Genomic DNA, 12,494 nt, shown 5'->3' on the forward strand with positions numbered 1-12,494 from the left:
CGGGCGGTGACGCGCAGGTGCTGGCCGACCACGGCCGCCCGGTCCTGCGCCTCCACCTGACCGACCACGACGCCGGCCTGGCCCAGCTGACCCAGGCACTCGGCATACCGTCCTCCTCCCCGGAAGGCCAAGGATGAGCCCTGCTCGCGTCGCGCAGGGACAGAACCCGCTGCGCGACCCCCGTGACAAGCGCCTGCCCAGGATCGCCGGCCCGTGTGGCCTCGTCCTGTTCGGCGTCACCGGCGACCTCGCCCGCAAGAAGCTGCTGCCGGCGGTCTACGACCTGTCCAACCGCGGCCTGCTCCCGCCCGGCTTCAGTCTCGTCGGCTTCGCCCGGCGTGACTGGGCCGACCAGGACTTCGGCAAGATCGTCTACGACGCGGTGCGTCAGCACTCCCGCACACCGTTCCGCGAGGAGGTGTGGCGCAACCTCGCCGAGGGGTTCCGCTTCGTGCCCGGCACGTTCGACGACCCGACCTCCTTCGACCTGCTGGCGACGACGGTCAAGGAGCTCGACGCCGAGCGCGGCACTGGTGGCAACCACGCGTTCTACCTGTCCATCCCGCCGGGTGCGTTCTCGACGGTGTGCGAGCAGCTCGACCGCAGCGGCCTGTCCAAGCCCGACCCGGGCACCTGGCGCCGCGTCGTCATCGAGAAGCCGTTCGGGCACGACCTCAAGAGCGCCCGTGAGCTCAACGACATCGTCGAGCGCGTCTTCCCTCCGGACTCGGTGTTCCGCATCGACCACTACCTGGGCAAGGAGACGGTCCAGAACCTGCTGGCGCTGCGCTTCGCCAACCAGATGTTCGAGCCGATCTGGAACGCCAACTACGTCGACCACGTGCAGATCACGATGGCCGAGGACATCGGCATCGCCGGCCGCGCGGGCTACTACGACGGCATCGGCGCCGCCCGGGACGTCATCCAGAACCACCTGCTGCAGCTGCTGGCGCTGACCGCGATGGAGGAGCCGGTCTCCTTCTCCGCCAGCGACCTGCGCGCCGAGAAGGAGAAGGTCCTCTCGGCCGTCCGGCTGCCGCACGACCTGGAGCAGACCACCGCCCGCGGGCAGTACGCCGCCGGGTGGCAGGGCGGCGAGCAGGTCGTCGGCTACCTCGACGAGGACGGCATCAACAAGGCCTCCACGACCGAGACGTATGCCGCGGTGAAGCTGGACATCGACACCCGCCGCTGGGCCGGGGTGCCGTTCTACCTGCGCACCGGCAAGCGCCTGGGCAAGCGGGTCACCGAGATCGCCGTGGTGTTCAAGCGGGCCCCGCACCTGCCGTTCAACGACACGGCGACCGAGGAGCTCGGCCAGAACGCCATCGTCATCCGCGTGCAGCCCGACGAGGGCGTCACGATGCGGTTCGGCTCCAAGGTGCCCGGCACCGCGATGGAGGTCCGCGACGTGACGATGGACTTCGGCTACGGCAACGCCTTCACCGAGTCCAGCCCCGAGGCCTACGAGCGGCTCATCCTCGACGTCCTCCTCGGCGACCCGCCCCTGTTCCCCCGCCACGAGGAGGTCGAGCTGTCCTGGAACATCCTCGACCCCGTCGAGGCGTTCTGGGCCAGGCAGGGTCGTCCCGAGCCCTACCCCGCGGGTGGGTGGGGCCCGAAGAGCGCCGACGAGATGATGCTCCGCGACGGACGCCACTGGAGGATGCCGTGATCGTCGACCTGCCCAGCACCAGCACGCAGGCGGTCAGCAAGAAGCTGGTCCGGCTGCGCAACGACGTCGGCGCGATGGCCCTCGGCCGCGTGCTCACGCTGATCATCGTGGTCGACGAGTCCGACGCGGACGAGGCGATCGAGGCCGCCAACGACGCCTCGCGCCAGCACCCGTGCCGGATCATCGCCCTGGTCAGCGGCAACAAGCGCGGCACCAGCCGGCTCGACGCCCAGATCCGGGTCGGCGGCGACGCCGGCGCCTCCGAGGTCGTCGTGCTGCGCCTGTTCGGCCCGCTGGTCGACCACGGCGACAGCGTGGTGACCCCGCTGCTGCTGCCGGACTCCCCCGTCGTGGCGTGGTGGCCCAAGGCGGCCCCGCACCCGGTGTCGACCGACCCGATCGGGCGGATGGCCCAGCGTCGGATCACCGACGCCGCGGAGGCGCGCAACCCGCACAAGGAGATGGACTACCGGGCGCAGACCTACAAGCCGGGCGACACCGACCTGGCGTGGACCCGCGTGACCCTGTGGCGCGGCCTGCTCGCCGCGGCCCTCGACCAGCCGCCGTTCGAGCCGGTCGTCGGCGCCACCGTCACCGGCGGCTCGGACTCCCCCTCGACCGACCTGCTGGCGGGCTGGATCGCGCAGATGCTCAAGTGCCCGGTCAAGCGGGCTCGCACCCGGGCCGGCTCGGGCATGATCAGCGTCCGCCTCGAGCGCCGCAGCGGGGACGTCGACCTCGTGCGCCCGGACGGCAACGTCGCCACGCTGACCCAGGCCGGGCAGCCGGTCCGGCGGATCGGCCTGGCCCGACGGGGGCTGGCCGAGTGCCTGGCCGACGAGCTGCGCCGCCTCGACCCCGACGAGATCTACGCCCAGGCGCTCACCAAGGGTCTGGCCAAGGTCTCGCAGGGCCGTTCGACCACGGCCAGCAAGGCCGTGGCCAGGGGCGAGGCCCCGTCGGTCGAGGAGGCAACCCGCCAGGCCGACCGGCTGGCCCGGGAGGCGCGCAAGCACGGCAGCGCTCAGATGGTCGAGACCGAGGTGCCCGAGGCTCCCTCGACCGAGGCGGTCAAGGAGGCTGCCTCGCGCAAGCTCAAGGACAAGACCGGGGACGAGGCGTGAGCCGCGGCCCCAGCGTCGTCGTCCACCGCGACAAGCAGCTGCTGGCCGATGCCGCGGCGGCCCGGCTCGTCACGGCCATCGTCGACGCCCAGGCCTCCCGCGGCGAGGCCGACGTGGTCCTCACGGGCGGGTCGATGGGCTCGGCGATCCTCGCCTCGCTCGGCGCCTCCGCCGCCCGGGACGCCGTGGACTGGCGCCGGCTCAACCTCTGGTGGGGTGACGAGCGCTTCCTGCCGGCCGGCGACCCGGACCGCAACGAGACCCAGGCCCGCGAGGCGCTGCTCGACGCGGTGCCGCTCGAGCCGGCCCGGGTGCACGCCATGCCCGGCCCCGACGGCGCGGACGGTGCCGACCTCGAGGCCGCCGCGGCCCGGTATGCCGGTCAGCTGGCTGCCGCGGCCGGCTCGGGTCGCGACGTGCCCGCCTTCGACGTGGTGATGCTCGGCGTCGGGCCGGACGCCCACGTGGCCTCGCTGTTCCCCGAGCACGCAGCGCTGCACGAGCGCGACCGGTCGGTGGTCGGCGTCCGCGGGGCGCCCAAACCGCCGCCCACGCGGATCTCGCTGACGTTCCCGGCGCTGTGCGCGGCGCGGGACGTGTGGTTCCTCGTCTCCGGCGCCGACAAGGCCGGGGCCGTCGGGCTGGCACTGTCCGGTGCGGGCGAGATGCAGGCCCCCGCCGCGGGCGTCCACGGCACCCGGTCCACGACCTGGCTGCTGGACCGGGAAGCGGCCACGCACGTGCCCCGTCAGCTCATCCGTCCGGCCAGTCCCTGACACGGGCAACTGACGGGTCCTGGCCTGTCCCGGTCGACGCCAACCGCCTGCAGGAGGTGCGCGACACGGCATACCGGCCACACACGACGCCCCCGGACCCTGAAGGGTCCGGGGGCGTCGTCGTGGTCCTCCGGGGCGGCCCGGGGGGGCCCTGCGGTTCGGCGCTACTGGATCAGGCCGCGGTCGCGCAGGCTCTGCAGCGCCTCGTCGAGGATGGCCTGGCCGTCGGCGTCGCTGCGCCGCTCCTTCACGTAGGCCAGGTGGGTCTTGTAGGGCTCCACCCGCGGCGGGGCCGGCGGGTTGTCCTTGTCCTGGCCGGCGGGGAAGCCGCAGCGCGGGCAGTCCCACGTCTCCGGGACCGACAGGCCCGGCTCCTCGGCGAAGCTGGGGCGGGTCTCGTGCCCGTTGGAGCACCAGTACGAGACGAAGACGCGCGGTGCGGCGTCACCCCGCTCGGCCTCTCCCATGGGACCCGCTCCGACCCGGCTGCCCCGAATCGCGTTGCCACCTGCCACTGTTGTGCTCCTCGACGTCGTGCTCGTTGTGCGTGCCCGGCGCGCCGTCGGCGCGCGGGCGGGGGTGGGTCAGCTCGGCGAGAACCGCTCGATCAGGCCGAGGCCGACCACGCAGGTGAACCAGACGATGCCGACGGCGACGGTGAAGCGGTCGAGGTTGCGCTCGGCCACCGAGGACCCGCCCATGGCGCTGGACATGCCGCCACCGAACATGTCGGAGAGGCCACCGCCCTTGCCCTTGTGCATCAGGATCAGCAGGGTCAGGAACAGGCCCGTCAGGACGAGCAGGACCTGCAGCCCGATCTTCACCGCAGTCACGGTCACACCTATCTCATCGAGTTCACCAGAGGGCACACGCCTCACGCGCGCGCCAAGGGCTCAGCCTACCTGCTGGCCCCGGGGCCACCAACCGACCCGCCGCTGTCGGGACGAGGGGTCGGCGCCGGCTCAGCCGGCGGTGACGTGCTCGCGGTAGCGGCAGATGGAGGCGAACTCCTCCACCACGATCGACGCGCCGCCGACCAGCGCGCCGTCCACGTCCGCCTCGGCCATGATCGCCGCGACGTTGGCGGCCTTGACCGACCCGCCGTAGAGGATGCGGATGCCGTCGGCGGTGTCGCCGGAGTACAGCTCGGCCAGGCGGGTGCGGATCGCGGCGCACACCTCCTGGGCGTCGGCCGGGGTGGCGACCTCGCCGGTGCCGATGGCCCACACAGGCTCGTAGGCGACCGCGATCGAACGCACCTGCTCGGCGGTGACGCCCTCGAGCGCGGCGTCGAGCTGGGCCAGCACGTGCGCGACGTGGCCGTCGGCCTTGCGCACGTCCAGGCCCTCGCCGACGCACAGGATCGGGGTCAGCCCGTGGCGGTAGGCGGCCTTGACCTTGGCGCTGACCGTGGCGTCGTCCTCGCCGTGGTACTCCCGCCGCTCGCTGTGCCCCACGACCACGTAGGTGCAGCCGAGCTTGGCCAGGAACGCCCCGGACACCTCGCCGGTGTAGGCGCCGGCGTCGTGCACGGACAGGTCCTGCGCGCCGTGGGCCAGCCGCAGCCGGTCGCCCTCGACGAGGGTCTGCACGCTGCGCAGGTCGGTGAACGGCGCCAGCACGGCGACCTCCACCGCCTCGTAGTCGTGCTTGGCGTCGCGCAGGGTCCAGTCCAGCTTCTGCACCAGGTGCGTGGCCTGCAGGTGGTCCAGGTTCATCTTCCAGTTGCCCGCCATCAGGGGCGTGCGACCGGCCGGCTTGGCTGCCATGGGGCTCCTCGGGATGCGTATGACGGTGGGCCGGGCCGGGTGGCCCGGCCCGGCCCACCGGCGTGGTTCGGTGTGGCGGGTGTCAGTCCTGCTCGAGCACCGTCAGGCCCGGCAGCGGCTTGCCCTCGAGGTACTCCAGGCTGGCGCCACCGCCGGTGGAGATGTGGCCGAACTGGTCGTCGGCGAAGCCGAGCTGGCGCACCGCCGCGGCGGAGTCGCCGCCCCCGACCACGGTCAGCGCGCCGCCCCGCGTCGCCTCGACGAGCGCCTCGGCGACGGCCTGGGTCCCCGCGGCGTAGGGGGCCATCTCGAACGCGCCCATGGGGCCGTTCCAGAACACCGTGCGCGCGTCGGCGAGCCTGGCGGCGAACGCCTTGGCCGACTCCGGGCCGATGTCCAGGCCCATGCGGTCGGCCGGGATGGCGTCGGCGGCCACCACGTCGTGGGCCGCGTCGGCCGAGAAGGCGTCGGCGGCGACGATGTCGGTCGGCAGCACGATCTCGACGCCACGCTCCTGCGCCTGCGCCAGGTAGCCCATGACCGTGTCGACCTGGTCGGCCTCGAGCAGGCTGGTGCCGACCTCGTGGCCCTGGGCCTTGAGGAAGGTGAACACCATGCCGCCGCCGATGAGCAGCCGGTCCGCGGTCTGCAGCAGGTTGGCGATGACGCCGAGCTTGTCGCTGACCTTGGCACCGCCGAGCACCACGGCGTAGGGGCGCTGCGGGTCCTGCGTCAGGCGCTGAAGCACCTCGACCTCGGCCCGCACCAGCCCGCCGGCGTAGTGCGGCAGCCGCTGCGCCACGTCATACACGCTGGCCTGCTTGCGGTGCACCACGCCGAAGCCGTCGCTCACGAACACGTCGGCGAGAGAGGCGAGCTCGTCGGCAAAGGCGCCCCGCTCGGCCTCGTCCTTGCTGGTCTCCCCCGCGTTGAAGCGCAGGTTCTCCAGCATCGCGACCTGGCCGTCGGCGAGGCCGTCGACCAGCGCACGGGCGGACTCGCCGACCGTGTCCTGCGCCAGCGGCACGTCGGCGCCGAGGAGCTCGCCGAGCCGGGCCGCCGCGGGCGCCAGGGAGTACTTCGCCTCCGGGGTGCCCTTGGGCCGACCGAGGTGGGCGCACACGACGACGCGCGCACCCGCCTCGGTGAGGGCCTCGATGGTCGGCACCGACGCGCGCACCCGACCGTCGTCGGTGATCGCGCCGTCGGCGTCGAGCGGGACGTTGAGGTCGCTGCGGACGAGGACGCGCTTGCCGCGCACGCCCTCCGCCAGCAGGTCGTCGAGGGTCCGCATCAGGCTCAGAGGCGCTTGCCGACGTAGGTGACGAGGTCGACGAGGCGGTTGGAGTAGCCCCACTCGTTGTCGTACCAGCCGACGACCTTGACCTGGTTGCCGATGACCTTGGTCAGCGGCGCGTCGAAGATGCACGACGCCGGGTCGGTGACGATGTCGGTGGAGACGATCGGGTCCTCGTTGTAGGTGAGGAAGCCCTTCAGCGCCCCCTCGGCGGCAGCCTTGACGGCGGCGTTGACCTCCTCGACCGTCGTCTCGCGGGAAACCTCGACGGTGAGGTCGGTGGCCGAGCCGGTGGGCAGCGGCACGCGCATGGCGTAGCCGTCGAGCTTGCCCTTGAGCTCCGGCAGCACCAGGCCGATCGCCTTCGCGGCGCCGGTGGAGGTCGGCACCATGTTGAGGGCGGCGGCGCGGGCGCGGCGCAGGTCCTTGTGCGGCGCGTCCTGGAGGTTCTGGTCCTGGGTGTAGGCGTGGATGGTCGTCATCAGGCCCTTGACGATGCCGAACTCGTCGTTGATGGCCTTGGCCATCGGCGCCAGGCAGTTGGTGGTGCAGGAGGCGTTGGAGATGACCGTGTGCGCCTCGGGGTCGTAGTCGTCGTGGTTGACGCCCATGACCACGGTGAAGTCCTCGTTGGACGCCGGCGCCGAGATGATGACCTTCTTGGCCCCGCCCGCGTCGACGTGCGCGCGGGCCTTGGTGGCGTCGGTGAAGAAGCCGGTCGACTCGATGACCACGTCGACGCCGAGGTCCTTCCAGGGCAGGGCGCCGGGGTCGCGCTCGGCGAGGATCTTGATGGTCTTGTCGCCGACCTTGATGCCGTCGCCCTCGACCGTGACGTCCTCGGGGAAGCGACCGAGGATCGAGTCGTACTTCAGCAGGTGGGCCATCGTCTTGAGGTCGCCCAGGTCGTTGGCGGCGACCACCTCGATGTCGGCGCCGGATGCCTCGACGGCGCGGAAGAAGTTGCGGCCGATGCGGCCAAAGCCATTGATACCAACGCGAACAGTCACTGGGGGTCCAGCCTCTCCTCGATCACATGGTGCACGGGCCCGCGCCACCGCGGCGCGAGCCTGCTGTTGAACGACGTCTCGACCCTAGGGGATACCGATCGGTAGGACGTCAGGTGGTCGGCGCAGTCTCAGGCGTCGAGCATGTCGGCCGTGAGGTTGGCGTCGGTGCCCGGGATGCCGAGGTCGGCGGCGCGCTTGTCGGCCATGGCCAGCAGGCGGCGGATCCGCCCGGCGACGGCGTCCTTGGTCATCGGCGGCTGCGCCAGCTGGCCGAGCTCCTCGAGGCTGGCCTGCTTGTGCTCCAGGCGCAGCCGTCCGGCGTCGAGCAGGTGGTCGGGCACGTCGGCGCCGAGGATCTCCAGGGCGCGCTCGACCCGGGCACCGGCCGCGACGGCCGCGCGCGCCGAGCGGCGCAGGTTGGCGTCGTCGAAGTTGGCCAGCCGGTTGGCGGTGGCGCGCACCTCGCGACGCATCCGGCGCTCCTCCCACGCCAGCACGGCGTCGTGGGCGCCCATGCGGGTGAGCATCGCCCCGATGGCGTCGCCGTCGCGGATGACCACCCGGTCGACGCCGCGGACCTCGCGGGCCTTGCTCTGGATGCCGAGCCGGCGGGCCGCGCCGACCAGCGCCAGCGCGGCCTCGGGGCCGGGGCAGGTCACCTCCAGCGACGAGGAGCGTCCCGGCTCGGTCAGCGAGCCGTGGGCGAGGAACGCGCCGCGCCACGCCGCCTCGGCGTCGCAGACGGCCCCGCTGACGACCCGCGGCGGCAGCCCGCGGACCGGGCGCCCGCGGGTGTCGATCAGGCCGGTCTGTCGGGCCAGCGCCTCGCCGTCCTGCACGACGCGGACGACATAGCGGCTGCCCTTCCGCAGGCCGCCGGCCGCCAGGACCATCACGTCGCTGGAGTGGCCGTAGACCTCGGTGATGTCCTTGCGCAGCCGTCGCGCCGCCTGTGCCGTGTCGAGCTCGGCCTCCACGACGATGCGTCCCCCGACGATGTGCAGCCCCCCGGCGAATCGGAGCATGGCCGACACTTCTGCCTTGCGGCAGCAGGGTTTCGTCACCTGCAGACGGCTGAGCTCGTCCTTCACCTTCGCCGTCATCGCCATGGGGCCATCCTGCCATCCGGTCCCACCCGGTCGTGGCCGAAGGTGGCAACAAACCTGCCGGCGGTCAGGTCAGGACGTCGCGGTAGGCCGCGGCGAGGCGCAGCTCGTCGTGCAGGCCGGGCTGGTCGGTCGCGGCCACGGGCGCGACGACGAGGTCGGCGCCGAGGCCCTCGCAGACCCGGCGCAGCAGCTTCTCGTCGGTGATCACCCGCGGGTCGGCGAGCACCACGTCGAGGTGCAGGTCGGGCGCGTGGGCGGCGAGCACCTCGAGGTGGTTCTCGGCCGAGAAGCCCTCGGTCTCGCCGGTGTGCATCTGCAGGTTGAGCGTGAGCAACCGGCGGGCCCGGGTGCCGACGATGGCGTCGCGCAGCCCCGGCACCAGCAGGTGGGGCATGACCGAGGTGAACCACGACCCCGGGCCCAGGATGACCCAGTCGGCCTCCTGCACCGCGGAGACCGCCTCGGCGCAGGCCGGGGGCTCCTCCGGGTCCAGGCCGATGCCCAGGACGCGGCCGGTGGTGGTGGCGACCTGGACCTGCCCGCTCACGACGGTGACCTCCAGCGGCCGGGCCGGGTCCTCCCCCAGCACGTCGGCGCGGATGATCAGCGGCACCGCCGCCATCGGCAGCACCCGGCCCCGGGCGTTGAGCAGCCGACCGACCATGTCGAGGCCGGAGACGGTGTCGCCGAGCTGCTCCCACAGGGACACGATGAGCAGGTTGCCGAGGGCGTGCCCGCCGAGCTCGCCGTCGCCGTGGAAGCGGTGCTGCAGCACGTCCCGCCACAGGTGGCCCCACTCGGTGTCCTCGGTGAGCGCGGACAGCGCCATCCGCAGGTCGCCGGGCGGCAGCACGTCGAACTCCCGTCGCAGCCGGCCGCTGGAGCCCCCGTCGTCGGCAACCGTGACGACGGCGGTGATGTGGTCGGTGACGTGGCGCAGGGCGGCCAGGGAGGCAGCCAGGCCGTGCCCCCCGCCCAGCGCGACGACGGACGGGCCGGTCACTCGCGGCCCAGATCTCGGTGCACGAGGATCGTGGCCACCTCGTCGGAGGAGAGCCGGGCGGCGAGCGCCTCGGCCACGGCGACGGAGCGGTGCTTGCCGCCGGTGCAGCCGACCGCGAGGGTGACGTAGCGCCGGCCCTCGCGCAGGTAGCCGCCGACCACCGGGTCCATCAGGTCGACGACCCGGTCGACGAACTCCTTGGCGCCCGGCTGGCTCAGGACGTAGTCGGCCACCGAGGCGTCCTTGCCGGTCTGCGAGCGCAGCTCGGGCACCCAGAACGGGTTGGGCAGGAAGCGCATGTCGAAGACGAGGTCGGCGTCGAGCGGGATGCCGTACTTGAAGCCGAACGACATCACCGCGAGGCGCAGGCGCGGCCCGCCCTCGGTGGCGAAGACCTGGGAGACCTTGGCGGAGAGCTGGTGGACGTTGAGGCCCGAGGTGTCGATGAGGATGTCGGCCTCGGAGCGCAGGTCACCGAGCAGCGTGCGCTCCCGGGTGATGCCGTCGAGCAGCCGGCCGTGGCCCTGCAGCGGGTGCGGCCGGCGCACGCTCTCGAACCGGCGCACGAGCGCCTCGTCGGTGGCGTCGACGAACACGACGTTGGGCTTCCAGCCCCGGTTGCGCAGGGTCTGCAGCGCCTCGCGCAGGGCGGTGAAGAAGGTGCGGCTGCGCACGTCGACGACCACCGCGAGCTGGGAGACCCCGCCGCGGGAGTGCTCGGCGAGCTCGGCCATGGGCAGGATCATCTGTGGCGGGAGGTTGTCCACGACGTACCAGCCGAGGTCCTCGAGCACGTTGGCCGCCGTGGACCGCCCGGCGCCGCTCATGCCGGTGAGTACCACCACGTCGGTCGGCGCGTTGGTGGGCCCGCCTGTGTCGCTCACGTGTGCTCCCCTTTGCACGTCATCAGTCCAGCACCTCACCGGTGGTCACGTTGACCGCCGGCGTCGCGGTCTGCTGCTCGGCAGCCAGCGTCGTATGAATCGTGGCAGCAAGCGCGGGTCCGATGCCCGGAACCTCGCGAATCTGCTCCTCCGTGGCGGCCCGGACCTTCTTGACCGACCCGAAGTGCTTGAGGAGCGCCTTGCGCCGGGTGGCGCCCAGCCCCGGGATGGTGTCCAGGGCGCTGCTGGTCATCGCCTTGGACCGCCGCTGCCGGTGGAAGGTGATCGCGAAGCGGTGCGCCTCGTCGCGCAGCCGCTGCAGCAGGTAGAGGCCCTCGCTGGTGCGCGGCAGGATCACCGGGAAGTCCTGCCCGGGCACCCAGACCTCCTCCAGCCGCTTGGCCAGGCCGACCAGCGCGACGTCGTCGATGCCGAGCTCGTCGAGCACCGCTTGCGCGGCGTTGACCTGAGGCAGGCCGCCGTCGACCACCACGAGGTTGGGCGGGTAGGCGAACCGGCGCGGCCGGCCGGTGTCGGGGTCGATCCGCGAGCCGGCCGGGCCGTCCTCGTCCTCACCGAGCCGGTCGTCGACCTCGAGGTCGGTGGCCTCGGAGCGGTCGTCGAGGTAGCGCCGGAACCGCCGGGTCAGCACCTCCCGCATCGCCGCGGTGTCGTCCACCTGCACCGGGCGGTCGCCGTTCGCACCGTCGGCACCCCCGCCATCGGCACCCACCGCGCCGCGCACGATGAAGCGGCGGTACTCGGACTTGCGTGGCAGTCCGTCCTCGAACACCACCATCGACGCGACGACCTGGGTGCCCTGGATGTGGCTGACGTCGAAGCACTCGATCCGCAGCGGCGCGTCGGTCAGCTCGAGTGTCTGCTGCAGCTCCTCCAGGGCCAGGCTGCGTGCGGTGAGGTCGCCGGCGCGGGCGACCTTGTGCCGGGCCAGGGACTGCTCGGCGTTGCGGCGCACGGTGTCCATCAGCGCGCGCTTGTCGCCCCGCTGCGGCACCCGCAGGTCGACCTGCGCGCCGCGCAGGGCGCTCAACCACTGCGCGAGGTATGCCGCGTCCTCGGGCAGGACGGGGACGAGGACCTCGCGGGGGACCCCCTCCGGCGACTCCCCGCCGTACACCTGCTGCAGGAGGTGCTCGACCAGGTCGGGCACGGCCTCGTCGTCCTTCTCGACCACCCAGCCGCGCTGGCCGCGCACGCGGCCGCCGCGGACGTGGAACACCTGCACGGCGGCCTCGAGCTCGTCGTCGGCCAGGGCGAACACGTCGGCGTCGGTGGCGTCCCCGAGCACCACCGCGGACTTCTCCAGCGCCCGCTGCAGCGCGCCGATGTCGTCACGCAGCCGGGCGGCCTGCTCATAGTCCATCTCGGCGGCTGCGTCCTTCATGCGCTTCTCGAGGCGCTTGACGAACTTGGTGGTGTTGCCGGCCATGAAGTCGCAGAAGTCCTCGGCGATGGCGCGGTGCTCCTCGGCGCTGACCCGGCCGACGCAGGGCGCCGAGCACTTGTCGATGTAGCCGAGCAGGCAGGGCCGGCCGACCTGGCCGGCGCGCTTGAACACCCCGCCGCTGCACGTGCGCATGGGGAACACCCGCAGCAGCAGGTCGAGGGTCTCGCGGATGGCCCAGGCGTGGGCGTAGGGGCCGAAGTAGCGCGTGCCCTTGCGCTTGGCACCGCGCAGCACCTGGGCGCGGGGAAACTCCTCCCCCATCGTCACCGCGAGGTAGGGGTAGGACTTGTCATCGCGGTACTTGACGTTGAAGCGCGGGTCGAACTCCTTGATCCAGGAGTACTCCAGCTGCAGCGCCTCGACCTCGTTGCTGACCACG

At 72.6% G+C, this 12,494-nt stretch carries 12 protein-coding genes; 3 read left to right on the forward strand and 9 right to left on the reverse strand.

The features are described 5' to 3' along the window. Nucleotides 1-133 precede the first annotated feature (133 nt). From zwf to pgl, 3 genes are read left to right on the forward strand one after another with little or no spacing between them, the layout of a single operon-like run. Nucleotides 134-1,675, forward strand: a complete 1,542-nt coding sequence (zwf, locus tag VF825_RS07055; RefSeq protein ID WP_331111593.1) for a glucose-6-phosphate dehydrogenase — start codon at nucleotides 134-136, stop codon at nucleotides 1,673-1,675. Continuing rightward, entirely contained in the window at nucleotides 1,672-2,799 is a 1,128-nt protein-coding gene (gene opcA, locus VF825_RS07060; protein ID WP_331111595.1) for a glucose-6-phosphate dehydrogenase assembly protein OpcA, read from the forward strand. Before zwf ends, opcA begins: the two co-directional genes overlap by 4 nt. Then, nucleotides 2,796-3,575 carry a 6-phosphogluconolactonase gene (gene pgl, locus VF825_RS07065; RefSeq protein ID WP_331111598.1) on the forward strand — a complete coding sequence of 260 codons (780 nt, stop codon included), beginning with the start codon at nucleotides 2,796-2,798 and terminating at the stop codon, nucleotides 3,573-3,575. Before opcA ends, pgl begins: the two co-directional genes overlap by 4 nt. Nucleotides 3,576-3,739: 164 nt before the next feature. Here the strand turns inward: pgl and VF825_RS07070 are convergent, their stop codons facing one another. From VF825_RS07070 to uvrC, 9 genes are all read right to left on the reverse strand, one after another. Further along, on the reverse strand, nucleotides 3,740-4,090 hold the full coding sequence (locus VF825_RS07070; protein ID WP_331111600.1) for an RNA polymerase-binding protein RbpA: 351 nt from the start codon (nucleotides 4,088-4,090) through the stop codon (nucleotides 3,740-3,742). A 69-nt stretch (nucleotides 4,091-4,159) separates the two neighbouring features. Next, nucleotides 4,160-4,408: a preprotein translocase subunit SecG gene (gene secG, locus VF825_RS07075; protein ID WP_331111602.1), complete on the reverse strand. Its 249-nt coding sequence runs from the start codon at nucleotides 4,406-4,408 to the stop codon at nucleotides 4,160-4,162. A gap of 129 nt (nucleotides 4,409-4,537) precedes the next feature. Beyond that, nucleotides 4,538-5,344 (reverse strand): triose-phosphate isomerase, encoded by an 807-nt coding sequence (gene tpiA / locus VF825_RS07080; RefSeq protein WP_331111604.1) that lies wholly within the window; start codon nucleotides 5,342-5,344, stop codon nucleotides 4,538-4,540. Between the two features lie 82 nt (nucleotides 5,345-5,426). After that, nucleotides 5,427-6,638, reverse strand: coding sequence for a phosphoglycerate kinase (locus VF825_RS07085; RefSeq protein ID WP_331111606.1), 1,212 nt, complete (start codon nucleotides 6,636-6,638; stop codon nucleotides 5,427-5,429). 5 nt (nucleotides 6,639-6,643) lie between these two features. Then, nucleotides 6,644-7,651: a type I glyceraldehyde-3-phosphate dehydrogenase gene (gene gap, locus VF825_RS07090; RefSeq protein WP_331111608.1), complete on the reverse strand. Its 1,008-nt coding sequence runs from the start codon at nucleotides 7,649-7,651 to the stop codon at nucleotides 6,644-6,646. 128 nt (nucleotides 7,652-7,779) lie between these two features. Beyond that, nucleotides 7,780-8,760 (reverse strand): DNA-binding protein WhiA, encoded by a 981-nt coding sequence (whiA, locus tag VF825_RS07095; RefSeq protein ID WP_141788518.1) that lies wholly within the window; start codon nucleotides 8,758-8,760, stop codon nucleotides 7,780-7,782. A gap of 64 nt (nucleotides 8,761-8,824) precedes the next feature. After that, nucleotides 8,825-9,763 (reverse strand): uridine diphosphate-N-acetylglucosamine-binding protein YvcK, encoded by a 939-nt coding sequence (locus tag VF825_RS07100; protein WP_331111612.1) that lies wholly within the window; start codon nucleotides 9,761-9,763, stop codon nucleotides 8,825-8,827. After that, nucleotides 9,760-10,647 (reverse strand): RNase adapter RapZ, encoded by an 888-nt coding sequence (rapZ, locus tag VF825_RS07105; RefSeq protein WP_414695788.1) that lies wholly within the window; start codon nucleotides 10,645-10,647, stop codon nucleotides 9,760-9,762. Before rapZ ends, VF825_RS07100 begins: the two co-directional genes overlap by 4 nt. Before the next feature lie 22 nt (nucleotides 10,648-10,669). Then, the coding region (gene uvrC, locus VF825_RS07110; protein WP_331111614.1) for an excinuclease ABC subunit UvrC at nucleotides 10,670-12,494 on the reverse strand (1,825 nt) is incomplete at its 5' end.

The organism is Oryzihumus sp., from assembly GCF_036391795.1.
In the GTDB taxonomy this organism is placed as follows: domain Bacteria; phylum Actinomycetota; class Actinomycetes; order Actinomycetales; family Dermatophilaceae; genus Oryzihumus.

Excerpts from the sequence above, each read along its gene's own strand:
- zwf (WP_331111593.1), top strand. The coding sequence starts at position 134 with ATGAGCCCTGCTCGCGTCGCGCAGGGACAGAACCCGCTGCGCGACCCC.
- whiA (WP_141788518.1), bottom strand. The coding sequence starts at position 8,760 with ATGGCGATGACGGCGAAGGTGAAGGACGAGCTCAGCCGTCTGCAGGTG.
- tpiA (WP_331111604.1), bottom strand. The coding sequence starts at position 5,344 with ATGGCAGCCAAGCCGGCCGGTCGCACGCCCCTGATGGCGGGCAACTGG.
- VF825_RS07085 (WP_331111606.1), bottom strand. The coding sequence starts at position 6,638 with ATGCGGACCCTCGACGACCTGCTGGCGGAGGGCGTGCGCGGCAAGCGC.